The organism is Enterobacter sp. UPMP701 (assembly GCF_053709515.1).
The window spans coordinates 177,615-200,958 of sequence record NZ_JBSKJN010000009.1 but is presented as its reverse complement, the minus strand read 5'-3'; the positions used below and the strand labels follow the sequence as shown (position 1 = coordinate 200,958).

At 56.3% G+C, this 23,344-nt stretch carries 23 protein-coding genes; 11 read left to right on the top strand and 12 right to left on the bottom strand.

Annotated features, from left to right (window positions below):
• Positions 1-1,419 (bottom strand): aminotransferase-like domain-containing protein, encoded by a 1,419-nt coding sequence (locus tag ACWKXT_RS18435; RefSeq protein WP_454533088.1) that lies wholly within the window; start codon positions 1,417-1,419, stop codon positions 1-3.
• Between the two features lie 176 nt (positions 1,420-1,595).
• Between ACWKXT_RS18435 and ACWKXT_RS18430 the strand changes: the two genes are divergently transcribed.
• A complete protein-coding gene (locus tag ACWKXT_RS18430) occupies positions 1,596-1,757 on the top strand; it encodes a DUF1127 domain-containing protein (protein WP_218728403.1) in 162 nt (53 codons plus the stop codon).
• Positions 1,758-1,797: 40 nt separating this feature from the next.
• Here ACWKXT_RS18430 and pdxR read toward each other — a convergent pair whose 3' ends face one another.
• Positions 1,798-3,186, bottom strand: a complete 1,389-nt coding sequence (pdxR, locus tag ACWKXT_RS18425) for a MocR-like pyridoxine biosynthesis transcription factor PdxR (protein ID WP_454533087.1) — start codon at positions 3,184-3,186, stop codon at positions 1,798-1,800.
• 100 nt (positions 3,187-3,286) lie between these two features.
• On the opposite strand from pdxR, the gene ACWKXT_RS18420 reads away from it, so the two are divergent.
• Complete coding sequence (locus tag ACWKXT_RS18420; protein WP_454529673.1) at positions 3,287-3,766, top strand: carboxymuconolactone decarboxylase family protein; 480 nt, start codon at positions 3,287-3,289, stop codon at positions 3,764-3,766.
• Here the strand turns inward: ACWKXT_RS18420 and ACWKXT_RS18415 are convergent.
• The gene (locus ACWKXT_RS18415) at positions 3,753-4,655 is read right to left on the bottom strand and encodes a LysR family transcriptional regulator (RefSeq protein WP_454533086.1); all 903 of its coding nucleotides are present in this window, start codon (positions 4,653-4,655) and stop codon (positions 3,753-3,755) included. The genes ACWKXT_RS18420 and ACWKXT_RS18415 overlap by 14 nt on opposite strands.
• Before the next feature lie 100 nt (positions 4,656-4,755).
• Between ACWKXT_RS18415 and ACWKXT_RS18410 the strand changes: the two genes are divergently transcribed.
• The 7 genes from ACWKXT_RS18410 (at position 4,756) to ACWKXT_RS18380 (ending at position 10,376) form a co-directional block, all read left to right on the top strand.
• On the top strand, positions 4,756-6,171 hold the full coding sequence (locus ACWKXT_RS18410; RefSeq protein WP_454533085.1) for an aldehyde dehydrogenase family protein: 1,416 nt from the start codon (positions 4,756-4,758) through the stop codon (positions 6,169-6,171).
• A gap of 75 nt (positions 6,172-6,246) precedes the next feature.
• Complete coding sequence (locus ACWKXT_RS18405; RefSeq protein WP_333017198.1) at positions 6,247-6,570, top strand: antibiotic biosynthesis monooxygenase family protein; 324 nt, start codon at positions 6,247-6,249, stop codon at positions 6,568-6,570.
• Entirely contained in the window at positions 6,563-6,958 is a 396-nt protein-coding gene (locus ACWKXT_RS18400) for an amino acid-binding protein (RefSeq protein WP_454533084.1), read from the top strand. The genes ACWKXT_RS18405 and ACWKXT_RS18400 overlap by 8 nt, the downstream gene beginning before the upstream one ends.
• Positions 6,933-7,628, top strand: a complete 696-nt coding sequence (locus ACWKXT_RS18395; protein WP_454533083.1) for an ArsR/SmtB family transcription factor — start codon at positions 6,933-6,935, stop codon at positions 7,626-7,628. Before ACWKXT_RS18400 ends, ACWKXT_RS18395 begins: the two co-directional genes overlap by 26 nt.
• 147 nt (positions 7,629-7,775) lie before the next feature.
• Complete coding sequence (locus ACWKXT_RS18390) at positions 7,776-8,246, top strand: MarR family winged helix-turn-helix transcriptional regulator (protein WP_454528444.1); 471 nt, start codon at positions 7,776-7,778, stop codon at positions 8,244-8,246.
• Positions 8,243-9,310 carry an HlyD family secretion protein gene (locus ACWKXT_RS18385; RefSeq protein WP_454533090.1) on the top strand — a complete coding sequence of 356 codons (1,068 nt, stop codon included), beginning with the start codon at positions 8,243-8,245 and terminating at the stop codon, positions 9,308-9,310. Before ACWKXT_RS18390 ends, ACWKXT_RS18385 begins: the two co-directional genes overlap by 4 nt.
• Positions 9,300-10,376 (top strand): DUF2955 domain-containing protein, encoded by a 1,077-nt coding sequence (locus ACWKXT_RS18380; protein ID WP_041911326.1) that lies wholly within the window; start codon positions 9,300-9,302, stop codon positions 10,374-10,376. The genes ACWKXT_RS18385 and ACWKXT_RS18380 overlap by 11 nt, the downstream gene beginning before the upstream one ends.
• Here the strand turns inward: ACWKXT_RS18380 and ACWKXT_RS18375 are convergent.
• Together ACWKXT_RS18375 and ACWKXT_RS18370 are read right to left on the bottom strand one after the other, a co-directional pair.
• Positions 10,373-11,644, bottom strand: coding sequence for a DUF445 domain-containing protein (locus ACWKXT_RS18375; protein ID WP_454533082.1), 1,272 nt, complete (start codon positions 11,642-11,644; stop codon positions 10,373-10,375). The genes ACWKXT_RS18380 and ACWKXT_RS18375 overlap by 4 nt on opposite strands.
• A 56-nt stretch (positions 11,645-11,700) precedes the next feature.
• Positions 11,701-12,345: a hypothetical protein gene (locus tag ACWKXT_RS18370; protein WP_454528442.1), complete on the bottom strand. Its 645-nt coding sequence runs from the start codon at positions 12,343-12,345 to the stop codon at positions 11,701-11,703.
• A gap of 207 nt (positions 12,346-12,552) precedes the next feature.
• On the opposite strand from ACWKXT_RS18370, the gene ACWKXT_RS18365 reads away from it, so the two are divergent.
• Positions 12,553-13,923, top strand: a complete 1,371-nt coding sequence (locus ACWKXT_RS18365; RefSeq protein ID WP_454533081.1) for an NAD-dependent succinate-semialdehyde dehydrogenase — start codon at positions 12,553-12,555, stop codon at positions 13,921-13,923.
• 45 nt (positions 13,924-13,968) lie between these two features.
• On the opposite strand, the gene ACWKXT_RS18360 is transcribed toward ACWKXT_RS18365, so the two are convergent.
• Positions 13,969-14,289: a hypothetical protein gene (locus ACWKXT_RS18360; protein WP_454528440.1), complete on the bottom strand. Its 321-nt coding sequence runs from the start codon at positions 14,287-14,289 to the stop codon at positions 13,969-13,971.
• Positions 14,289-14,834, bottom strand: a complete 546-nt coding sequence (locus ACWKXT_RS18355) for a YfaZ family outer membrane protein (RefSeq protein ID WP_454533080.1) — start codon at positions 14,832-14,834, stop codon at positions 14,289-14,291. The genes ACWKXT_RS18360 and ACWKXT_RS18355 overlap by 1 nt, the downstream gene beginning before the upstream one ends.
• 410 nt (positions 14,835-15,244) lie before the next feature.
• Here ACWKXT_RS18355 and ACWKXT_RS18350 point away from each other — a divergent pair, with 410 nt between their 5' ends.
• On the top strand, positions 15,245-16,603 hold the full coding sequence (locus ACWKXT_RS18350; protein WP_454528438.1) for an esterase-like activity of phytase family protein: 1,359 nt from the start codon (positions 15,245-15,247) through the stop codon (positions 16,601-16,603).
• A gap of 65 nt (positions 16,604-16,668) precedes the next feature.
• Here ACWKXT_RS18350 and ACWKXT_RS18345 read toward each other — a convergent pair whose 3' ends face one another.
• The 5 genes from ACWKXT_RS18345 to ACWKXT_RS18325 form a co-directional block, all read right to left on the bottom strand.
• Positions 16,669-18,516 (bottom strand): 3'-5' exonuclease, encoded by a 1,848-nt coding sequence (locus ACWKXT_RS18345; protein WP_454533079.1) that lies wholly within the window; start codon positions 18,514-18,516, stop codon positions 16,669-16,671.
• A gap of 184 nt (positions 18,517-18,700) precedes the next feature.
• Complete coding sequence (yjiA, locus tag ACWKXT_RS18340; protein ID WP_454533078.1) at positions 18,701-19,654, bottom strand: GTPase; 954 nt, start codon at positions 19,652-19,654, stop codon at positions 18,701-18,703.
• A gap of 10 nt (positions 19,655-19,664) precedes the next feature.
• Positions 19,665-19,868 carry a YbdD/YjiX family protein gene (locus tag ACWKXT_RS18335; RefSeq protein ID WP_454533077.1) on the bottom strand — a complete coding sequence of 68 codons (204 nt, stop codon included), beginning with the start codon at positions 19,866-19,868 and terminating at the stop codon, positions 19,665-19,667.
• Positions 19,869-19,968: 100 nt separating this feature from the next.
• Positions 19,969-22,122 (bottom strand): carbon starvation CstA family protein, encoded by a 2,154-nt coding sequence (locus ACWKXT_RS18330; RefSeq protein ID WP_454533076.1) that lies wholly within the window; start codon positions 22,120-22,122, stop codon positions 19,969-19,971.
• A gap of 191 nt (positions 22,123-22,313) precedes the next feature.
• The gene (locus tag ACWKXT_RS18325; protein ID WP_454528434.1) at positions 22,314-23,231 is read right to left on the bottom strand and encodes a helix-turn-helix transcriptional regulator; all 918 of its coding nucleotides are present in this window, start codon (positions 23,229-23,231) and stop codon (positions 22,314-22,316) included.
• Positions 23,232-23,344: the final 113 nt, after the last annotated feature.

Here is a 23,344-nt window from a genome sequence, read left to right as displayed (position 1 = left end):
CTAGCCCTCCTCCATCGCAATCACAATCGCTTCACCCATCTTCTTCAACGCCTCGCGATTCTTGTCCGTCGGCGGCAGCGCCACGTTGATCCGCAGGCAATTGCGGTACTTCCCGGAGGCAGAAAACAGCGACCCGGCCGCGGCCTGGATCTTCAGCCGACACAGCTGCTTGCTGACGCACACCATGTCGACCTTCTCCGGTAGCTCAATCCACAGCAGGAAGCTTCCCTGCGGGCGCGTGACGCAAATCTCTGCCGGAAAATACTGCCGCACCCAGCAGGTGTAGGTTTCCATATTCTGCTGATAAATCTGGCGCATGCGGCGCACGTGGCGATGGTAATGGCCGTCGCGAATAAATGCCGCCACCGCCATCTGCGTACCCGGCACGTTAAATCCGCCCGCGGCGTATTTCATGTGCATCACCCGGTCGTAATAGCGTCCCGGCACAATCCAGCCGACGCGCAGTCCCGGCGCCACGGTTTTGGTAAACGAGCTGCAGAGGAGCACGCGGCCGTCGATATCCATCGAATGAATGGTGCGCGGGCGCGGGTACTCCGCCGCCAGCTCGCCGTAAATGTCATCCTCCACGATCACGATATCGTGCCGCTGGGCGAGGGCTAAGACCTGCTTTTTCCTCGCTTCGGGCATGATAAACCCGAGCGGGTTATTGCAGTTGGGCACCAGAATCACCGCTTTGATCGGCCACTGCTCCAGCGCCAGCTCTAACGCCTCGATGCTGATCCCAGTCTCGGGATCGGTGGGAATTTCAATCGCCTTGATGTCAAACCCGCGCAACATCTGCATGGTGCCGTGAAACGACGGCGACTCCACCGCCACGATGTCCCCCGGCTTGCACACCGAGAGCAGGGCGATCGACAGCGCGCCGTGGCAGCCGTTGGTGATGACAATCTCGTTCGCTGCCACGGTAGAGCCGCCGTCCAGCATCAGGCGTGCGATCTGCTCGCGTAGCTCCAGGCGGCCGTCGAGCACGTCATAGCTCAGCATTTCCCCCGGATTATGCTGCGCGATGCGGCTCATCTCGCGCCACAGGGGCTTCAGGCTCGGCTGATTCACGTCCGGCGAGCCGCCGCCGAAGGAGATCATCTCTTTGTCGGCGCGGGCGTCCAGCAGCATCATCACCTCATCCCACTGGGTAACGTCCACGGGGCGCTGCACCGGGCGCGTCATCGCCGGAACGGGCGGCTGGGCTTTGCGTTTCGAGACAAAATAGCCGGAACGCGGCTGAGGGGTGATCAGCTGGAGGTTTTCGAGGATCTGGTAGGCCTGCTGTATGGTGCTGATGCTCACGCCGTGCTCCTGGCTCAGCGTGCGTACCGACGGCAGACGTTCGCCGCTGCGATACAGCCCTTGTTCAATGCGTTCTGCCAGAAGGTTGGCCAGATGTTGATAGCGCGTCATGCTGTATCCTTTGTTTTCACCATACAGATTGTAAAACCAGTACAGATTGCCGTAAAAATTGGCATGCAGATACTGTTTTAGCGGATCTGTATGTTAAACAAAAGGTGTTTTTGAATCTGTATTGTGAAGGCCGATTTCCAGGATGATAACCCCACTGGTAGAGTGAGGAGAGCATCATGGAATTCTATGAGAACCGTTCAAAACGTCCGTTCGTCGCGTTTGTCTGGATCGGCAAAACGATCCGCAACTGGTATCGCATCAACCGTACCCGCCGCATCCTGAGCCAGATGAGCGACGAGCAGCTCAAGGACGTTGGTTTATCCCGCAATGATATTTAAACCACAGGCCGGGTAAGGCGCAGCCGCCACCCGGCGATGTTCAGCTCAACAGTTCAAGCGTCTGCCGTTTCGGCCTTTCCAGCAAATCCAGCGCCTCCTGATAAGACCGCACGTTGTTATAGCCCATCACCAGCCCGTAGCGCTTCCCGGACCCGCGATACCACTCCGAAAGCGCATTCACCTGCAGCTGCTGTTCCTGCCAGCAGCGCGCCACTTCCCGGTCACAACTTCCTTTGCTCAGGAACGCCACGATATGCATCCCGCCGTCGTTTTGCTCGGTGAAAAACAGATCGCCATACACCTCGCGCAGGGCGGCAATCATCCAGTCGCGGCGGGTCTGATACAGGGCGCGCATCTTCTTAAGATGACGGAAAAAATGCCCGTCGTTGAGAAACGCGGTGAGGATCTTCTGCGTCAGCACCGGCTGGCCGCTGGTGGTAATGTCCGCGCAGTCGGTAAAGGCTCCGACGGTGCTGGCGGGCATCACCACGTAGCCCATGCGCAGCGACGGCATGATGGTTTTACTGAAGGTACCCATGAAAATCACCCGGTCGTGCTGGTCGAGGCTTTTCAGCGACGGCAGCACCTTGCGGGTGTAGTGAAACTCACCGTCGTAATCGTCTTCAATAATCCACGCCTCGTTCTGGCTGGCCCAGTCGAGCAGCTGCTGCTTGCGCGGCAGCGAGAGCGTCACCGCCAGCGGGCTCTGGTGCGACGGGGTGACGATGGCAAAACGGGCGTCGCGATGGTGATGGAGCAGGTATTCCGTATCGATACCTGAACGGTCGACCGGCACCGTGTGCAGGCGCGGCACGACCCGCTTGAGCAGCTGTTGGCCCATAAAGTAGCCCGGATCTTCAAACACCACCTTGTCGCTGCGGCTGGCAAGGGTGTCGAGGATCAGCCGCAGGCTGCCGCTGTAGCCGCTGGTGATCAGCACCTGTTCGGCGCTGCAGGACAGCCCGCGCGAGATGTTGAGGTAGCTGGCAATGGCCTGGCGCAGCGGATACCAGCCCAGAACGGGCGGGTTGAGCATCTCCTCCTGTCGCATAGCCCGCGTCGCCTGGCCCGCCAGCAGCAGCCACTTTTTATACGGGAAGCTGTCGAGGGCGGGGATGCCGGGACGCAGAAACCCGGCCCGCTCGCGCTGGCTGATGAGCGAGGCCGGAAGCGTGCCGGTAGGCTGTTCCGCAGGGGCATTGTTATCCGGCAGCAGTAAATCCGGGTTGACCCGCGTGCCGCGCGCGCCCTGGCTCACCAGATACCCTTCACCCGTGAGAATGGCATACGCCGTTTCGACGGTTTTGCGCGCCACTTTCAGCTCTTCCGCCAGCACGCGGATGGCTGGCACCTTATCGCCCGGCTTCAGCACGCCGCGCGTGATGTTGTCGCGATAGCGGGAATAAATGTCGTGATAGCCCGGCTTCATGTCCTACCTCATTTCACGCTTTTTGTATCTTTTTACTATGTCATGAACGGCGTAGATTTGCTGCATCGCATGACACATGCCGCACAAAAGAGGAAAGACAATGAGCACTCGCGTCAACCACCATAAAGCTACACCTGCCCTCGCCAACGCGCTGTCTGCCCTGAGCATGGAGGTGGCAAAAACCTCTATTGACCCGGCGCTGAAGCACCTGATCGATATTCGTGTGTCGCAGCTGAACGGCTGCACCTTCTGCCTGGATATGCACGCGAAAGAGGCCAAAATCGCCGGCGAGCGCGAGCTGCGCCTGTACCATCTGGCGGCCTGGCGCGAGTCCCCGCTGTTCAGCGCCCGCGAGAAAGCCGCGCTGGCCTTCACCGAAGCGCTGACCCAGATTGGCGTTCACGGCGTGAGCGACGCGCTGTACCGCAGCGTGGCGGAGCACTTCTCGGACGTCGAGATTTCAGAGCTGAACTTCGCCATCGTGGCGATCAACGCCTGGAACCGTCTGGGGATCACCTCCCGCATGGCACCGGGCTCGCTGGACGCGGCTTACGGGCTGAATAAGGCTAACCTGGAATAATCCCGCGCTCGCGGATCATCGCCACCAGCGCCCGTAGCCCTGGCGGGACGTGGCGATGGCCGGGGTAATACAGGCGCAGCCCGGCAAAGGGCTGCGCCCAGTCGTTTAAGACGCTCACCAGTTCTCCACGCTCAAGCTCTTCCTGGATATACAGTTCCGGCAAAAATCCCACCCCTAATCCCGCTTTCACGGCGCGGATCGAGGCAAAAAGATCGGACGTCGCAAAGCGCGGCGGCACGGCAAGGGCGTACGTTTCCCCCCGACGGGCCAGCTCCCAGCGGTAGATCCCACCGTGGGCCATGCGCATGCCGATCCCCTGATGTGAAAGCAGATCGTCCGGCGTCTGCGGCGTGCCGTGACGGGCAAAATAGTCCGGCGTGGCGGTGACAAGCTGGCGGATCTCCCCGGTCAGTGGCACGGCGATCATGTCCTGCGGTACGGACTCCTCAAGGCGGATCCCGGCGTCGTAGCCTTCCGCGACGATGTCGATCATGCGCGCTTCGCTGACGGTTTCTACGCGCATCTTCGGGTAGCGGATCATAAAGTCGATCAGCAGCTGGTCCAGAAACAGGGTGCCGATATGGTTCGGCACGTTCAGGCGCAGCGTGCCGGCGGGTTCTCCGGTGTCGCTGTGGATCTCCTCGCTGGCGAGGCGGATCTCCTGCAGGGCCGGGCCAATACGCGCCACGTAGCGCTGTCCGGCGTCGGTGAGCGCCACGCTGCGGGTGGTACGGTTAAAGAGGCGGGTATCAAGGCGGCTCTCCAGCCCGGCGATGGCGTTACTTACCGCCGTGGCGGACATGCCCAGCTCCTGTGCCGCGCCGCGAAAGCTGCCGCGTCGCACGACGGCCATGACCACTTCCAGCTCTGTCAGACCTGAACGATGCATAGATTATCCTGAAAATCGAAACAACCCTTGCAGCATAGCGTGGATTATCGCAACGGAGAAGCCGTGCCAGACTGTGCTCACACAGCCTGAGGAGGTTTATATGAACATCATCGAACAGATCTTTATTAACGGCGAATTTGTTACCCCGCACGGCACCGAGTGGTTTGATTTGTACAACCCGGCGACGGCGCGGGTCATCGGCCAGGTTCGTCTGGCGGATGAGGTTGACGCAGAGCGCGCCATTGCGGCGGCAAAAGCGGCGTTTCCGGCGTGGTCACGGACCACAAAGCAGGAACGCATCGCGGCGCTAAAACGTATGCACGCCGCCGTGGCTGCTTGCCACGACGATCTGCTGGAAGCGGTCATTGAGGAGTACGGCGCGCCCGCCTCGCGCTCGGCGTGGATGGCCAGCTATCCGGCGGAGGTGATTGCTCAGGCCATTGAGGCGCTGGAGGCGTTTGAGTTCGTCACCCGCGCAGGCGCAGCCACAGTGCAGATGACGCCGCTCGGCGTGGCCGGATTGATTACGCCGTGGAACAGCGATGCCGGGTTTATCTGCGGCAAGCTGGCGGCCGCGCTGGCTGCGGGCTGTACGGCAGTCATCAAACCGAGCGAAATGAGCGCCTTGCAAACCCGGATTGTCACCGAAGCGCTGCGCGATGCCGACCTGCCGCCGGGCGTGTTTAATATCGTCACCGGGCGCGGCGAAACGGTCGGTGACACTATCAGCCGCCACCCGGACGTGGCAAAAATCTCGTTTACCGGCTCCACGAATACCGGCAAGGCGATCCTGCGCAACGCGGCGGAGAGCTTTAAGCGCGTGACCCTGGAGTTAGGCGGTAAATCGCCGACGATCCTGCTGGATGACGTGGATTTGGCGCAGGCGATCCCGCTTGTCGTTCAGGCCGGGTTTATGAACAGCGGGCAGGCGTGCGTGGCCGGGACACGCATTCTGGTGCCTTACTCGCGTAAGGCGGAGATCGAAACCGCGCTGGCGCAGGCCGTGGAGGCGGTGAAATCCGGTGACCCGCGCGAAAAATCAACGGACGTCGGTCCGATGGTCAGTGAAAAGCAGTGGCAGCGGGTGCAGGGCTATATCCGTAAAGGCATCGAAGAGGGGGCGCGCCTGCTGGCGGGCGGCGAAGGGAGACCGGACGGGACGCGAGACGGCTGGTTTGTGCGCCCGACGCTGTTTGCCGGCGTGAACAACCAGATGACCATTGCCCGCGACGAGATCTTCGGCCCGGTGCTGTGCGTAATCCCTTATCGGGACGAGGCGGAGGCGATTGCCACTGCCAATGACACAGAATACGGACTGAGCGCGATGGTACTGGGCGGCGATGCGGACCGCGCGCGCCGCGTGGCGCAGCAGATTGTTTCCGGTCGCGTGCTGGTGAACACGCTTGCCCATGAACCGAAAGCGCCGTTCGGCGGGTTTAAGCACTCCGGCGTGGGGCGCGAGATGGGCGAGTGGGGGATCCGCGCGTTTATGGAGCCGAGGTCGATTCTGGGCTAAAGCTTCGCTCTTTACCGAAGCATTGTGCTTTTCCATCCTGCATTCTCTCTTCAACATCACAGCGGAGAGACCATCATGATCGCAGTCCTTTTCGAAGCTAAAGCCGCGCCTGCCCATCAGGCGCGCTATCTTCAACTTGCCGCAGAGCTTAAGCCTTTGCTGGCCGACATCGACGGCTTTATCGATATCGAACGGTTCCAGAGCCTGACGACCGACGGCAAAATCCTGTCACTTTCCTGGTGGCGGGATGAAGAGGCCGTCCGCCGCTGGAAGCAGAATGTCTTCCATCAGGCCGCGCAGGCCGAAGGGCGGGAGTCAATTTTCTCTTTCTACCGTATACGGGTGGCGCAGCTGGTGCGGGAGTACAGTTCCGAAACGGGAGGGCATGCAAATGTATGACGTTCATGTGATTTTCAGCGACAGGCCCGGCGAGCTGGCGCACTTTGGACAGCTGTTAGGGCGCAACGGCGTGGGGCTTGAGGGTGGCGGCGTATTCGGTACCGATGCCCATTTCCTGGTGGAGGACGGGGAAAAAGCCCGCCGCGTGCTGATGGAGGCCGGGTTTACCGTGCAGGCGGTGCGCAGGCCGGTTATCAGAAAACTCAAACAGGAGCGCCCCGGCGAGCTGGGTGAAATTGCGGCGGCGCTGGTGGCACGCGGCGTGTCTGTTCTTACCCAGTACAGCGACCATGCGAATCACCTTATTCTGCTGACGGATAATGATAAGCTGGCCGCAGAGATCACCGAACCCTGGGCGGCATATGTTAAAGACAAGCTTACCGACTGATAACGGCGCGGCGCTGGAACAGGCCATCGCGGCGGTGGCGGCGGCAATGGCCGATCCGTCGCGCGTGAAAATGCTGTGCGCGCTGATGGACGGGCGGGCGTGGACCGCCACCGAGTTGAGCACCGCGGCAGACGTTGCGCCGTCGACCGCCAGTGGGCATCTTGCCCGGCTGGTGGAGGGAAAGTTGATTACCTGTCTGTCTCAGGGGCGGCACCGCTACTATCGTCTGGCGGGGCATGACGTGGCGGAGCTGGTCGAACAGATGATGGGGCTCTCCTGGAGCCGCATTACGCCGCCGGAAACCACCGCGCCGAAGGCCATGCGGGAGGCGCGGACCTGCTACGACCATCTGGCGGGTACGGTGGCGGTAAAGATCTACGATTTCATGCAGGCGGAAGGCTGGCTTGAGCCTGACGGTTCAGCGCTCACGCTGTATGGCCGTGAGCAGTTTCTGAAGCTTGGGATTCCGATAAATTCTCAATCCCGTCGCAAGGCCTGCTGCGCCTGTCTGGACTGGAGCGAGCGACGGTTTCACCTTGGCGGCGAGGCGGGTGCGGCGCTGCTTATTCATCTGGAAAGCAAAGAGTGGATCCTGCGGGTCGCGGGGTACAGGGAGGTGGTGGTGACGACATCGGGAAAAAGTGCTATTCAGCGATTTTTTAGCCGCTAAAAAACGCCCGGTGGCGCTGCGCTTACCGGGGCTACGTGTAAATCGCCTCCCGTAACGCCTTTCGCAATTCCTGCTCTTTCACCTCTCGTTTCTTGATACTTACCCTGATAACTATTATCTTGACCGCGTGTGACGAGAGGTGTCCCCATGAGCGAAGAAGAGCTGTTTAGCCGCAGGCCGATGGGCATGCGGATGGCGATGATCGTGCGTCAGTGGCGTGCCGTCATTGACGATGCCATTCTCGATACCGGGTTAACCCAGTCGAGCTGGACGGTGATGATGCAGCTTCATCAGCTCGGGGATAACGTCTCAATGAGTGAGCTGGCGGAGGTGCAGGGCATTGAACTGCCGCCGCTGATGCGCACCCTGACACAGCTGGAAAAACAGGGTTACCTGCTGCGCACCACATCGCCTTATGACAAGCGCATCCGGCTTCTGACGCTGACGCCTGAGGGAAAAGCCATTTTAAAAAGGCTCACTCAGGTGATTGAGACCTGTCAGGCGCGCGTATCGCAAAATATCGCGCCGGAGCATATCGAGATTTTCAGCGCCACGTTGAATCAAATCGCCTGCAATTTGCGGACAATCCGCGAAGAAGACAACAAGACCGAAAAATAATGACCCCTGAACAAAAGTTTGCCCGCTGGGTAAGGGTGAGTATTGCCTCTTTCCTGCTGATGTTTATCTATTTTGTCGTCGCGGATATCTGGATCCCACTGACGCCGGACTCCACCGTGATGCGCGTGGTGACGCCGGTTTCTCCGCGCGTCTCAGGCTATGTGGCGGCGGTACATGTCCACAACAACAGCCAGGTGAAGAAAGGCGATCTGCTGTTTGAGCTCGACGACACGCCGTTTCGCAACAAAGTGGAAGCGGCGCAAATCGCGCTTGAGCAGGCGCGTCTCTCTAACGAACAGCTGGACGCGCAGATCGCCGCCGCGCAGGCCAGCCTGAAAACCGCGGTGCTGACCGCGCGTAACGACAAAGTGACCTTTGAACGCTACCAGAAGCTGAGCACGTTACAGAACGTCTCGCAGGCGGATCTGGATAAGGTCCGCACCGCCTGGCAGAGCAGCGCGCAGTCCGTCAGCTCCATCCAGGCGAACATCCATAACCTGCGCATTCAGCGCGGCGAGCGGAACGAGCACCGTAACGTAACGCTGCAAAAATACCGCAACGCGCTGGATGAAGCAGAGCTGAACCTCGGCTGGACAAAGGTCTACGCTCAGGCGGACGGCACGGTCAGTAACCTGCAGCTAAGCCCCGGTTTTTATGCCTCATCCGGCTCCGCCGCGCTGGCGCTGGTAAACAACCAGACCGATATCGTGGCCGATTTCCGCGAGAAGAGTCTGCGCCATACCCATCAGGGCACCGATGCCGCCGTGGTGTTTGACGCCTTCCCGGGGCAGGTGTTCCGCGCCCATGTCACCAGCAGCGACGCGGGGATCCTCGCAGGTCAGGAGGCGGTTAACGGTCAACTCTCCCAGCCGGAGACCTCTAACCGCTGGGTACGAGACGCCCAACGCATGCGCATTCACGTCACGCTGGATGAGACGCTGCCGAAGCCGCTGCCAACGGGCGCGCGGGCGACCGTGCAGCTCTATAACAGCGAAGGGCCGTTTGCGCGCTTCTTCTCCGGGATGCAGATCCACCTGGTAAGCCTGCTTCACTATGTCTATTAATACGCTGGCGCGGGTCTTTACCCCGCACGGCAACATCGTCTACACGGCAAATGACTTTCGCCAGACCCTGCGCATCGTCTTTGCCGGGATGATTGCCCTGAGCATATCGAGCTTCTACAACACCAGCTACGGCGTGTTTTTCGTGGTCTATCCGATCATGCTGCTGTCGCTGGTACCAGTATTTAACCGCCATGTGGCGAAGCAGTTTATCTTCAGTGCATCGCTGAACTGCGTCGAAATGGTGATTATCATCGGCTATCTGTCGCAATGGCCGGTCATTATGACGCTGGTGGTGTTTGCCCTGTACGTGATGCGTTTTCGCTTTATGAGCAAAGGGCCGCTGTTTCTGTTCGGCTCAATGGGCGTGGTGTGCCAGAGCGTGATGCTCAACTTTATGAGCTACCCCACCACCAACTGGCACACGCTGCTGTTTTCCAACATCGAAGCGAGCGTGATGGCGGTATGCCTGAGCGCGTTGATGAACTACCTCCTGCCGGACGTGGAGCCCCGCAAGCCGCCGCCGCTGATTGAGAAGGACGATGCCCGCGTGCGCCACGAGTCGCTGCTCTCCGGCAGCGTCGCAACGATGATTTTCGTGGTGTTTCAGATTAGCGACTTAAGTGATTCGCTTTCGGCGCTGATGGCGGGGATTTTGATCCTGTTCCCGATGCACTATCGCGGCGCGGTGATGAGCTCCATCTGGCGCGTGGTCGGGGTGGTTCTGGGCTGCCTCTACATTCTGGTGGTGCAGCTCATCCTCTACGACCACAGCAGCCATATGCTGCTGATGATGCCGCTGATTGGCCTCGGCCTGGCGTTTGGCGCGCGGCTGCACGTGATGGAGAAAGTGGGCGCGGGCGTGGGGTTTTCCAGCATCACCACCATCGGCATTATGTTCGGGCAAAACATGCACCCGGACAGCGACCTGGTGTTCAGCGATCTCTATCGCATCACTTCCGTCACCTTTTCGCTGGTGGCGACGCTGACGATGGTCTTTCTGGTGCATTTGATCCTGAATCGCTTCGAGGCGACGCGTTACGTCATCGCCCCGCCCAAAGCGGATTAATGCCCCAGCACGGCAGGCAGCTGTGAGAGTAAAAAGAGGATCAGGCCAATCGTCCCGCCGACCAGCGTGCCGTTGACGCGGATGAACTGCAGATCTTTGCCGATGTTAAGTTCAATCTGGCGGGACATGTCTTTGGCGTCCCAGCTTTTCACCGTGTCGCTGATGTGGCGCGTCAGGAACGCGGCGAAATCCGGCGCCACGCGGTGCGCGGCCTGCTCCAGATGCTCATTCAGCGACGCGCGCAGGCTGGCGTCGTTAGACAGCGTTTCACCAAACCACAGCCCGGCGTTGGCGATGCGTTGCTTCACGCGGGAGTCCTCGCTCTGCATATCCGCCTTCAGCCACTGGCGCAGGTCGGCCCACATCTCCCCCAGATAGCGGTTAAACGCCTCGTCGTTTTTCAGGTAGTGCTTGATGTTGTCGGCTTTCGCGGCCATTTCCGGGTCGTTTTTCAGGTTGTCGATAAGTTTCAGCGTGGCGCGGTCGAACGCCTGACGGATCTGGTGCGTGCGGTCGTGGCTGATATCGTCCAGCAGCGTGTTCACCGCGTTCGACACCATCTCCGCGCTTTGATCGCCCAGCCACTCGGTGGGTAGCACCATCGCTTTGCGCGGGTGTTCGGTCTTCAGCCAGTGGACGATCTGGTCAGAGATAAAGTCGCGCGTGCTTTCCCGCTGGATCAGGGTAATCAGGCGGTTGATGATCGCATCCAGCAGTACCTGGTGGCGGTTGTTTTTGGTCATGCTCTCCAGCATCACGGCGCTGGTTTCGGTGAAGTCGACCTTGTCGATGGCCTTATGCACCGCCCGTTTGAGCAGGCGCTGTATGCGTCCGTCGTCGGTGAGTTCGAGAAAACCGCTCATCACCTGAATCAAATGCTGCCCGACCCGCTGAGCGTTGTCGGGCTGGCTGAACCAGGTACCAATCATCTGGGCCGGCTCGTAGCGACGGATAAGGTCGACAAGGGATTGCGTATCGAGAAATTTCTCCTGCACGAACTGGCCGAGATTGTCGCCGATTCGGTCCTTATTGCGCGGAATAATCGCCGTATGGCGCGAGATAAAGGGAATGGGCACCCGGCGGAACAGCGCGACGACGGCAAACCAGTCCGCCAGCGCGCCAACCATTGCCGCCTCGGCAATGGCTTTGACGCCACGCACCCAGAAGGTTTGTGGCAGGAAGAGGGTGGTGATAAACGCCGCGGCGGCAATCAGCAGCAGCGACAGCGCAAGAAGCTTGGCGCGTTTGAGTTCAGCTATTTTTTCCATGGGTTAAGGATAGAGGGAAGCGGGGGGAATGTGCAAAGCCCTTAGCTAAACAAAGATTAGTCATTATCATTTAACATATTTTCTTTAATTTTATATGATACAGGCAGCATAACGGCATACTTTATGATGTCGTCAATCTCCTCGATTTTTTGGTTGCTATTATTGTGAATGTAACCTTCAAAATATTCATAGGCTTTTATATCAGTAGGTGAAAGTTTCTTTTTTTTGTCTGGAAGTAATGAGCTTGAATAAGAAATAATATCAAAGTTTGTTTTTCCTTTTGTTGATATTTGATAAATGGCGGTGCTAAGGAGTTTTTCCCGCAGCATATCTAGTTTTCCGAGGATGGTTTGCTTTTGTGCTACAACAAGATCTCTGTTTAATTTATCAAGAAAATTTTGCTTCTCTAACAGAACGGTGTTTGTTTTGTTAAGTTTTTCATTGAGTTCATTCAAACGATTGCTCGAGGCTATGAATTTATTTTTCAGTAAGAGATTGTCAGTACTTAATCTACTCTTCTCTGATTCAAGACTAAGCTTTTCTGCTCTTAAGCCTTGCAACTCTTTTTCTTTTTCAAATACGGGGTGTATCGTATTAAAGTAGGCATAAATGCCGAAGGCTAACGTTCCTGTTGTAGCAAATATTGTGCTAATTTTTGATACTCTATCGAAGAAAGCATCGTCATTTTTGAATAGTTTCACTATGTTACCTTGATGGTCTTAATAACTATTGTCAGTAATTAGTAGGTTTCGGATTAATCGATTGATAGTAGTTAATGCCATTATCTATCTCAAGAAGAAAATGGCGAGGCGGGAACTTCGAGTCAGCATACATACCAAACTTTACTTTTACTTTCAGTCATGTTGACTACCCTTAATACCCTAAGCGGTAAAACAAGGAGATTCGACATGGCTTATCAGACAGTAAATCCTGCCACTAACCAGCTCATCAAAGAATACCCCTCACATACCGACGCGGATATCGAAGCGGCGCTCAAGGCGGCCGATGCGCTTTACCATTCGGAATGGGCGAAAGGCGACATCAGCCAGCGCCTGCCAGTGCTGCATAAGCTTGCCGACCTGATCGACGAGCGCGTGGAGGATCTGGCGAAAATCGCCAGCCAGGAGATGGGTAAGCTCATCGAACAGAGCCGCGGGGAGGTGAAGCTGTGCGCGCAGATCGCCCGCTACTATGCCGACAACGCGAAGCAGTTCCTCGCCCCGGTGAAGTATCCGTCTGAACTCGGGGAAGCGTGGGTGGAGCATCACCCCATCGGCGTGCTGATGGCCGTCGAGCCGTGGAACTTCCCGTATTACCAGCTGATGCGCGTTCTGGCGCCAAACCTGGCAGCGGGGAACCCCGTTATCGCTAAGCATGCCAGCATCGTGCCGCACTGCGCCGAGACCTTTGCGCATCTGGTGCGCGAGGCGGGCGCGCCGGAAGGGGCGTGGACAAACCTGTTTATCTCGTCCGAACAGGTGGCGAATATCATCGCAGACGATCGCGTGCAGGGTGCAGCGCTAACCGGTTCTGAAAAAGCAGGCAGCGTGGTGGCCGCGCAGGCGGCGAAGCACATCAAGAAATCCACGCTGGAGCTGGGCGGTAACGACGTCTTCGTGGTGCTGGACGATGCGGACCTTGAGAAGGCCGTGAAAATTGGTGTGAATGCCCGACTCAACAACGCCGGGCAGGTCTGTACCGCGGCGAAGCGCTTTATTCTGCACGAGAAAATTGCGGATGCCTTCCTGAGCAAATTCACCGAGGCGTTTAAGCAGGTGAAGATTGGCGATCCGCTGGATGAAACCACCACGCTGGGTCCGCTGTCGTCTAAAGATGCGCTCGAAACGCTGACCAAACAGGTTAACGAGGCGGTGAAAAACGGTGCAACGCTGCACTATGGCGGCAAGCCGGTGCAGCGCGACGGGAGCTTCTTTGAACCGACGATCCTGACAAATATCTCCCGCGACAACCCGGCGTACTTCGAAGAGTTCTTCGGCCCGGTGGCGCAGATGTACGTGGTGAAAAACGACGACGAGGCGGTCGCGCTCGCGAACGACTCCCACTACGGCCTGGGCGGGGCGGTGTTCAGCCAGGACATCGAGCGCGCGAAGAAAATGGCGTCGCGGATCGAGACCGGGATGGTGTACATCAACTGGCTCACTGATACCGCAGCAGAGCTGCCGTTCGGCGGCGTGAAGCGTTCCGGTTACGGACGCGAGCTGTCGGACCTGGGGATCAAAGAGTTTGTGAACCAGAAGCTGGTGGTGGTGCGTAAGTAAGCGGTAATAAAAAACCTGCCGGTTGGCAGGTTTTTTTTCAATTGATTACTGAACTTCAATCTTGTCCCAGCCGCTTTTGAACATGCAGCTGTCGACTAACGTATCCCGGCGATATTCATTCGCGTCTTCAACCGTGTAGCTCGTGGAAATATCCTTTTTCTTGTTCTTTTTGTCCGTTTTTTCCGAGTTCGAACCGGTCACCACGTTGTCCGGGGGCAGATCGATCAGGGCCTGCGCTTCGCATTCCGTGAGCTTTTTATTCATCTCAGCGTCGCTGACGCCCGGTTTTACCCATTTGTACTGGACGCAGCCGGTGAGCATCAGCGTGAGGCTCAGCACGCAAAGCGCGGTAATGCGGTGTTTCATCAGAAGGTGACTCCACCGCCAACATATGCGCCGTCAATCAGCGTGTGGCCAGGACGGCCATCTTTGCCATCCACGCTTACGTGGCGGTAACCCACTTTCAGGGTCACTGGCGTGATCGGCGTCCAGCTTACGCCGCCGTTGGCTTCCACGTAGTTTTTCACGCTGTTGTTCAGGCCTTCTGGTGCCACATAGCCTTCACCGTACACGTGGATGCTGTCGGTCAGGGCAACGTTTACGCCACCGCCAATCGGGAACGCCACGCCGTTATCGCCTTTTTTCGGGCCGATGTAGATGGCCTTTGCGCCCGCGTTCAGCATTACCGGGCCAAGACCCAGGTTGTAGCCAGCGCCCACACCACCGGTCTGGGTACCGTCATCGGTGTTTTTCAGCCAGTTGCTTTCCACATACAGGCCGGATGAGGATTTGCCCATTTCCAGGTTGAGGTTAGTAAAGTTTTTACCCTGCTCAACGCTGCCGCCCATGGCCAGTGCGGAACCCGAGATGGCGGTCAACGCAGAAAGAAGAAGGATATTCAGTTTTTTCATGGTTCGTGCCTCGTCATCAAATTAATCTGGGGGCACCTTAACAAGCGATGTTTATGACTGCAAATGTGATACAAATCGACTTTTCATGCTGTGATTGTTAATTTCTTTATTTTTATTTGTAACGCTGAAGTTGGGTTGTGGGGGTGTCAATGCGCAATTTTCAGGCGTTGAGGAACAGTTTACTTTTTTGACTAAACGAAATCTGAACGAGCCAGGGAAAGTGATTTGAGATGAATTAATTGGGTTTCTAATAATTTCCAATTCCATTTCTAAAATCACATAAAAAAACAAATTTTTACATTTTAACGGTCAATATTCGTTCAGATGCCCGGCCACGTTTCCTTTCCATGTCATTTTTCTGACACGTTTGTTCATTACGTTGTGGGCTTCACTTTCTGGATGCTAACAATATGAAAAGAAAAATCATTCCTGTGCTTATCGGTTGTGCGCTCTCTTTCTCTGGCCTGGCGGCGCAGCCCACCGCTGAGCGCTACGTCGTCAGCTTCCCTGACGGCTCGCACGTGAAATACAGCGGCGCGTTTGCCAGCGCGTTTCCGAATGGGCTCCCGGTAGGGATTGGCTCCGGTCTGCTGTTTACGGGCAAGCAGGGCGATACCCTGACCTTCGCGACCGTGACCGATCGCGGTCCAAACGCTGATGCGCCAAAAATGGGTAAAAACGAAGCCAAAATTTTTGTCACGCCGGATTTCGCGCCGCTGCTGATGACCATCCGCGTTCAGAACGGCAAAGCGGAGGCTGTCGATGCCCGCCCGCTGCATGATGATAAAGGCGAGATTAACGGTCTGCCGCTGCAAAGCGGCGTGATTGGCTCCACCAATGAAGTGGCGTTCAGCGATACCCTTAAAATTCTGAAAGGTGACAACCGTGGGCTGGACACGGAAGGCATCACCCCGGACGGGAAAGGCGGCTACTGGCTGTGCGACGAGTATGGCCCGTTCCTGATTAACGTCGACAGCAAAGGGAAGATCCTGGCGATCCACGGGCCGCAGGCGGCTGAAGGGGAAAAATCCATCGCGGGCGGTCTGCCAAACATTATCAAATGGCGTCAGCCGAACCGGGGCTTTGAAGGCCTGACCCGGATGCCGGACGGGCGGATTATTGCCGCCGTACAAAGTACGCTGGATATCGACGGCAAGAGCAAAAAGCAGGCGCTGTTTACGCGTCTGGTGAGCTTCGACCCGGAGACCGGGAAAACCGCGATGTACGGCTACCCCATCGACAGCGCGGCCTACAGCAAAAACAGCGACGCTAAAATCGGCGACATCGTGGCGCTGGATGACCAGCACATCCTGTTGATTGAGCAGGGAAGCGATAAAAACGACGCGATGCGTAACCTTATCTACAAAGTGGATCTGAGCAAGGCGAGTGACCTGACCGCCTTCGACAAGCCGGGCGAGTACCCGGAATTTGATGATGAGAAAACGCTGGCGCAGCGCGGTATAACGCTCGCGGCTAAAACGCAGGTCGTCGATTTGCGCGCGCTGGGCTGGCAGCAGGAGAAGGCCGAAGGGCTGGCGTTAATTGACAGCAAAACGCTTGCGGTGGCGAACGATAACGACTTTGGCGTGAAGGTGGCGATGCAACATCCGGTCGAGGGCAAGAAGCTCAAGGATTATCGGGTGAACGCGGAGGGCACGCTGACGCTGGATGATAAACCGGTGGAAACCACGCTCAGCGTGAAGCCGCTGAAGAAGCCGGAGTCGGACAGCGAGCTGTGGATTGTAACGCTGCCGGAGGCGTTGAAATAATTTTACCCCTCACCCTAACCCTCTCCCCGCAGGGGAGAGGGGATTGTTCGGTGCTTACTGGACAGCTAGACCGTCTTAACGCTCTTTTCCCAGGTCTCGACCAGATGATCTCGCAGACTTCCGGTTCCGTGCATGGTCACCAGAAGATTCTGGCGCGCGCGGGTAAATCCGACATACAGCCGCTTAATATCGTCGCTCAGATCTTCTTCATCCCTTTCCTTTGCGGCATCCATAATGGCGACCGATTGAAATTCAAGACCCTTACTGCTTGGCAGCGGCATTACGCAGAGGAAATCATTCTGCGGTGACCAGTGTTTTTTATCATCGCTGGAGACAATCATCTGGTAAGGGATCTTGCGGGCTTCGAGCCTTGGTCCGAGCATACCCGAAATGCTGTAAGTTGAGGGGCAAAGTATAGCGATTTCCGACCAGGCAACACCCTGTTGTCGCTGCTCAGTGACCCAATTGAGAACGCGTGTAATCTCCTCGTCCTGATTATCAAAGCTGGCCAGCGCCGGATACTTTCCTGACAGTCCTCCTGCGGCGGGCAGCTGGTATTTGAGGGAATCTTCAATGTGATTATTGAGATAATTAAAAGCAATACTGCTGGCAAAATGGAGTATTTGCCGGGTGTTGCGATAATTGGTATCCAGAATAGTGGTGCGGCCCTGCGCCTTTATATCGACGCTGGAAAGGGTAAAATCGAGCGCTTTCTTTTTCTGATAGATTGACTGAGCGTCATCGTAGAGGAAAAGCAGGCAGCTATCTTTATCGTCCGGCATCTTAGCGAGGATTCTTAGCCATTCCGGCTTAAAATCATGTCCTTCATCTATCAAAACGGCGCTGTACTGTTCCGGTTTGATAATGCCCTCTTCAAATGCCACCGTCAGCGAATTTTCCATCAGCTCAATAAAATTTTTGCTCCTGGGAGGAAGACGCCGATGCGCGTTTAATTGTTGATAACACCAGGCGTGAAAATGGATAACCTCGACAGGAAGCCTCAGGTTGTGCTGTTCGAGCTGCGCTTTAAGCTTTTTGGCCAGCGTAATATTGTAGCAAATCACCAGTATCGGTTTGGTGTTTTCCATATTGTTGGCAAGCTCAATGCAGCGGTGATACAAAATGAGCGTTTTGCCTGATCCTGCCACACCATGAATGACCCGGTGCCCGGTCCCCATACTTCTGGCGAGTTGTTCCTGGTACCTGTCCATCATGCATACCACATCTGGGGTGTGGAACGTAAAATTATCCAGGTCAACCCGCGTGACCGATGGGTTAATGCGGACATCGGGATAAAGATGCCATCGGATGCGGTCGAACTGCTGTGGTGTTGTGTGATGAACGAAGCGATGTTTAAGGAGGGATTCGAGCCGGGCGGAGATTTGTTCTCGGGTCATAAACTCGGTCAGCTCATCTTTGCAAATCACCTGGCTGGTGGGCAGTATTTCTTCTAACGCTTCGGGGGTAAAACTCTTTTCCAGCTGTGCCCGGGTGATGTTGCTCAAATAAACACCGTATCCATACGGCATAATAAAGCTGCCTTCATAATCCCCTTGTTGTTGACGAAGCAGAGGATCGTTTTTCAGGCTATCAATGGTGTTAAAGGTATATTGTCGAACCTGTTCGAGTGGGTTTTTCAACGGCTCAACGCCGTTTTTGGTTTCATAGTGAATATGCGTTTTGTTGGCCGACTTTATTTTTGTGATAAACCAGTCTTTAACTTCTATAAACAGCAAACCTTTTTCGGGGGCGAGAATCACAAAGTCAGGATGCTCTTGCTTATCGCCCATTCGGGTGTCATACCAGCAGGTACACTGTTCGCTGAGGCCCCCTTCCAGGAGTCTTGCCAGCCTTTTTTCTCCAGCCGTGATTTTCTCGCTACAGCTGCTGATTGTGGGAATAATGAGTGCCATGTGATGTCTACCAATTCATGAATAAAATAACTCTGCGCAATTAATATTGTTGTAAATATTAATCTAAGCAGGATTTCATTATTGTTAAGGACATTAACAGACAATATTGCAAACAGAAAGCGTGAATCGAGGAATTTGCTTTAGGGGAATGCGCTCCCTTTCACGATTAAAAGGGAGCGATTGTTTATTTCTTCAGCCCCGCAAACGCCGCCCGTATTTCTTCTTCCGGCAGCTGGATGCCAATAAACACCATCACGCTGTGCGGCGCTTCATCGCCCCACGGGCGATCCCAGTCGGCGCTGTACAGGCGCTGTACGCCCTGAAATAGCAGACGGTTCGGCTCGCCGTCGATCCACAGCATCCCTTTGTAGCGCAGCAGCTTGTCGGCAAACGACAGCAGCAGGTTTTCCATCACCCGCGAGACCTCGCTGATGTCCACCGGGTAGTCCAGCTCCACCACAATCGACGCCACGTCGTTTTGCTTGTCTCCCATAAAGTGGAAGCGCGGTTTCGCGGTGACGGTCTCCTCCAGCATAAAGCCGTTGGTGTTAAACAGCTGAGACAGGTCGATGTCACCATGCGTTACCGTATAAATCGGCGCGCGCGAGTTGATGCGCGTCAGGCGCTCGCGCAGTTTTTCGCTTCCGCCCGCCACGTCGGTTTTGGTCAACAGAATGCGGTCGGCGTAGCCCACCTGAGACTGGGCGATGGTGAACTGGTTCATCTGCTCGTCGGCGTGGATCGCATCGACCAGGGCAATCACGCCGTCCAGCAGGTAGCGCTGGCAGAGGATCTCGTGAGAGAAAAAGGTCTGAATAATCGGGCCGGGGTCGGCCATGCCGGTGCACTCGATCACCAGACGGTCAAAGTTGATGTCGCCGCGATCGTGGCTGTCGAGCAGGTCCAGCAGGGCGTCTTCTAATTCGTTAGAGCGGGTGCAGCAGATGCAGCCGTTGGTCAGGGTTTTGATCTGCGTGGCGCGATCGCCAATCAGCTGATCGTCAACCGAGACTTCGCCAAACTCGTTTTCGATGACGGCGATTTTGAAGCCGTGCTGTTCGTTCAGAATATGGCGCAGCAGGGTGGTTTTACCGGCGCCGAGGAAACCGGTCAGCAGGGTGACGGCAATCGGGGTCATGGTCTCTCCTTTAGCAGCAGCGGACGCCGCCTTCTCCACTTCCGCCGTAGCGCGCTTCCTGACGCTCGCGGAAGAATTCAGTGTAGGTCATGTACGGCTTATCCGGATGGTTGGTCTTCATATGCTCAACGTAGTTGTCATAATCTGGAATGCCAATCAGCATTTTCGCCGCCTGACCGAGGTATTTTTTGGCTTCGCCTAAGTGACCAAACATTGTGGGTTCCAGACAGAAAAAGCCCGGCGATGTGAGTCCGCTGGGCTTGTGTTCCCCTCACCCCAACCCTCTCCCAAAGGGAGAGGGGGAGGATTGCGGATTAATGGTGCGAAGAGGTCTTCACGCCGCCTTCCGGCACCGGCACGTACGGGGTCTCTTTATCCGTACGGACGTCGGCGTTACGCACTTTCAACCAGGTTTTGATGCCGTAGAAGATGATGCTGTACACCACCACCAGGAACAGAATGCTCAGACCCGCATTGGTGTAGTTGTTCACCACGATATGGTTCATGTTGGCAATCTGCTGCGCGGAAAGGCTCTCGCCGCCTGCGGCAATCTTCTCTTTGTACTGGTTAGCCATGAAGAAGAAGCCTTCCAGCTGCGGGTTGGTGCTGAACAGCTTCAGGCCCAGCGCCCAGGTGGTGCAAAGCAGCAGCCACAGTGCAGGAACGACGGTTACCCAGATGTATTTGGTGCGTTTCATCTTCACGAGGACAACGGTACCGAGTACCAAGGCCACAGCCGCCAGCATCTGGTTAGAGATGCCGAACAGCGGCCACAGGCTCTTCACGCCGCCGAGCGGGTCGACAACGCCCTGATACAGCAGGTAGCCCCACAGGCCCACGCAACCAGCCGTACCGAGCACGCCTGCTACCAGAGAGTCGGTTTTCTTCAGGAACGGTACGAAGTTACCCAGCAGATCCTGCAGCATGAAGCGGCCAGCACGCGTACCGGCGTCCAGCGCGGTAAGGATGAACAGCGCTTCGAACAGAATACCGAAGTGATACCAGAAGCCCATGTCCGCCCACGGCAGCACTTTGTGGAACACGTGTGCGATACCTACCGCCAGCGTCGGTGCGCCACCTGCGCGGTTCAGCACGGACGGTTCGCCGATGTCTTTCGCGGTCTGCATGATCTGCTCAGGCGAGATCACGAAGCCCCAGGAGCTGACGGTCGCCGCCGCGTGTGCGCTGGCCTCTTTCAGCTGCGCCATGATCAGCGCGGTATTTTCGCCGCCCATTTCGTGCAGGTTTGGCATGGTGATGCCCAGACCCGCCGGCGGGGTGTTCATCGCAAAGTACAGGCCTGGCTCGATAATCGAGGCCGCGACCAGCGCCATGATCGCCACGAAGGATTCCATCAGCATCGCGCCGTAACCGATAAAGCGCGCGTCGGTTTCGTTAGCCATCAGCTTCGGTGTGGTGCCGGAGGCGATCAGCGCGTGGAAGCCAGACACGGCACCGCAGGCGATGGTAATAAACAGGAACGGGAACAGGGCGCCTTTCCACAGCGGACCGGTGCCGTCAATGTACTGGGTCACCGCTGGCATTTTCAGCTCAGGGTTGATGATTACAATCCCGATTGCCAGCCCGACGATGACGCCGATTTTCAGGAAGGTCGCCAGGTAGTCGCGCGGGGCTAGAATCAGCCACACCGGCAGAAGCGCAGAGATGAACGCGTAGCCAATTAGCGCAAAGGTGATAGTGGTGTCTTTAAAGGTCAGCGCCGGGCCCCAGTACGGGTCGTGGGCAATCACGCCACCGAAGTAGATGGAGGCGACCAGCAGCACGATACCGATGACCGATACCTCGCCGACGCGGCCAGGGCGCAGGAAACGCATGTAGATGCCCATGAAAAGCGCAATCGGTACGGTAGAGCAGACGGTGAAGACGCCCCACGGACTTTCGGCCAGCGCTTTCACCACGATCAGCGCCAGCACCGCCAGGATGATGATCATAATCAGGAAGCAGCCGAAGAGGGCGATAGTGCCCGGTACGCGGCCCATCTCTTCTTTGATCATCTCGCCCAGCGACGAACCGTTACGGCGCGAGGAGATAAACAGCACCATAAAGTCCTGCACCGCACCCGCCAGCACCACGCCCGCGAGCAGCCACAGGGTGCCCGGCAGGTAGCCCATCTGCGCGGCCAGCACCGGGCCAACCAGCGGTCCCGCGCCTGCAATGGCGGCGAAGTGGTGACCAAACAGCACGTAGCGGTTGGTCGGCACGTAGTTCAGGCCGTCGTTGTTAATGACCGCCGGGGTGGCGCGCGTCGGGTCGAGCTTCATGACCTTCTGCGCGATGTACAAGCTGTAGTAGCGATAAGCCACAAGGTAGACGGAGACCGACGCGACCACGATCCACAGGGCGCTTACGTGTTCGCCCCGGCGTAATGCGACAACCGCCAGACAAAAAGCGCCGAGGATCCCGAGTAAGGCCCAGGGCACGTGCTTAAGTAGTTTTTGAGTATCCATAGTAAGACCTGGTTTTTTATGTAAAGAAAAAAGGGTCAGGGTTCGTTGTGAGGAGGTATTGATTAATGCTGGAGCGATCGTGCCAGATCCTCGCGCGTGTAAAGGAGGGTAAATGAGTGAGTGGTTGAAAGTGCCGGGTGAGCGGTCAAAGGACGCGGCGAGTGGTTCAGGCCCGCCGCCGGTGGGGAAAATTATGTGATTGAGATCACGTGGTTTTCTGGGCTGCATTCCATCGTCAGGTAGTGTTCCAGCGTCTTTATGAGCTTCTCCTTCAGCCAGTGCGGTTCCAGAATCTGAATGTTCGGCAGCCAGTAGAAAAGCAGCGGCAGGATCTGATTTTCGTGTGCCGCCTGGCAGCGCAGCGTGACGCCGCCGCGTTGTTCCTCCAGTAGCTCCTGTTCCGGCAGAAGATCGCGGCGCAGGAAGTAATGTGAAATATTATCTTTAATGAATATTTTCACTGTGAAAGTATTTTCTGACACCCACGGGTCGAGGCTTTTTTCCAGCAGCTCACGCACATTTTCTTCAGGAGTAAATACGGTTTTTTGAATATCAAACCAGCTAATCTGACTCAATGAAAAGGATTTAAGCCTGCTATTTTCGGTAGCTTGTAAATACCATATGTTTTTTTTGTTAATGAGTTTATATGGATTAATCAGACGGGTTTTACCCTTATAAACCATCTGGCAGACGTTATGGTTCTTAATAGATTTTTCAATTTTCGCTAAATGACGGCGGATATCACGCTGTACCGTGTGTTCTGCGTCATTACCGAGGATAAGAATATGGTTCTCGTCAACGCGCGTTTCCAGCTTTTGCCAAAAGTCCGTATTTCTTTCAGGGAAAAAATTGTCAGCATTCAGAAAGTTAGCCAGGGTATGATGCAACCCTTGCCCGCCGGGAGATTGCGCTGAGTGGATCAGCCGATATAGCCCGTTACCGGTATGTTCAACAATGGGTGAGAGTGCATTTAAATCCCGGTAGACGGTACGCTCGGTAATTTTAAATTTCTCCATTAGCGCACTGCGGTTTACCACGCCGTGTAAATGTAGCTCAAGGAGAATATCGACCAGACGTTCAGCCGAGCGGCTCCGCGTCGTTTTAGCCATAAGGTCTTCCTGTATATTAGGTATGTGCTGAATGATGCGGGTAGCCCTGACCAGAGATGTCAGTATTCAGGCACAGAAAATTTATCTTATGGTTATATAACGGCGTGATTTAG

Bases quoted from the DNA above. Each gene is read 5' to 3' on its own strand.
- ACWKXT_RS18435 (WP_454533088.1), bottom strand. From the start codon at position 1,419: ATGACGCGCTATCAACATCTGGCCAACCTTCTGGCAGAACGCATTGAA.
- ACWKXT_RS18430 (WP_218728403.1), top strand. From the start codon at position 1,596: ATGGAATTCTATGAGAACCGTTCAAAACGTCCGTTCGTCGCGTTTGTC.
- pdxR (WP_454533087.1), bottom strand. From the start codon at position 3,186: ATGAAGCCGGGCTATCACGACATTTATTCCCGCTATCGCGACAACATC.
- ACWKXT_RS18420 (WP_454529673.1), top strand. From the start codon at position 3,287: ATGAGCACTCGCGTCAACCACCATAAAGCTACACCTGCCCTCGCCAAC.
- ACWKXT_RS18415 (WP_454533086.1), bottom strand. From the start codon at position 4,655: ATGCATCGTTCAGGTCTGACAGAGCTGGAAGTGGTCATGGCCGTCGTG.
- ACWKXT_RS18410 (WP_454533085.1), top strand. From the start codon at position 4,756: ATGAACATCATCGAACAGATCTTTATTAACGGCGAATTTGTTACCCCG.
- ACWKXT_RS18405 (WP_333017198.1), top strand. From the start codon at position 6,247: ATGATCGCAGTCCTTTTCGAAGCTAAAGCCGCGCCTGCCCATCAGGCG.
- ACWKXT_RS18400 (WP_454533084.1), top strand. From the start codon at position 6,563: ATGTATGACGTTCATGTGATTTTCAGCGACAGGCCCGGCGAGCTGGCG.
- ACWKXT_RS18395 (WP_454533083.1), top strand. From the start codon at position 6,933: ATGTTAAAGACAAGCTTACCGACTGATAACGGCGCGGCGCTGGAACAG.
- ACWKXT_RS18390 (WP_454528444.1), top strand. From the start codon at position 7,776: ATGAGCGAAGAAGAGCTGTTTAGCCGCAGGCCGATGGGCATGCGGATG.
- ACWKXT_RS18380 (WP_041911326.1), top strand. From the start codon at position 9,300: ATGTCTATTAATACGCTGGCGCGGGTCTTTACCCCGCACGGCAACATC.
- ACWKXT_RS18375 (WP_454533082.1), bottom strand. From the start codon at position 11,644: ATGGAAAAAATAGCTGAACTCAAACGCGCCAAGCTTCTTGCGCTGTCG.
- ACWKXT_RS18365 (WP_454533081.1), top strand. From the start codon at position 12,553: ATGGCTTATCAGACAGTAAATCCTGCCACTAACCAGCTCATCAAAGAA.
- ACWKXT_RS18360 (WP_454528440.1), bottom strand. From the start codon at position 14,289: ATGAAACACCGCATTACCGCGCTTTGCGTGCTGAGCCTCACGCTGATG.
- ACWKXT_RS18355 (WP_454533080.1), bottom strand. From the start codon at position 14,834: ATGAAAAAACTGAATATCCTTCTTCTTTCTGCGTTGACCGCCATCTCG.
- ACWKXT_RS18350 (WP_454528438.1), top strand. From the start codon at position 15,245: ATGAAAAGAAAAATCATTCCTGTGCTTATCGGTTGTGCGCTCTCTTTC.
- ACWKXT_RS18345 (WP_454533079.1), bottom strand. From the start codon at position 18,516: ATGGCACTCATTATTCCCACAATCAGCAGCTGTAGCGAGAAAATCACG.
- yjiA (WP_454533078.1), bottom strand. From the start codon at position 19,654: ATGACCCCGATTGCCGTCACCCTGCTGACCGGTTTCCTCGGCGCCGGT.
- ACWKXT_RS18335 (WP_454533077.1), bottom strand. From the start codon at position 19,868: ATGTTTGGTCACTTAGGCGAAGCCAAAAAATACCTCGGTCAGGCGGCG.
- ACWKXT_RS18330 (WP_454533076.1), bottom strand. From the start codon at position 22,122: ATGGATACTCAAAAACTACTTAAGCACGTGCCCTGGGCCTTACTCGGG.
- ACWKXT_RS18325 (WP_454528434.1), bottom strand. From the start codon at position 23,231: ATGGCTAAAACGACGCGGAGCCGCTCGGCTGAACGTCTGGTCGATATT.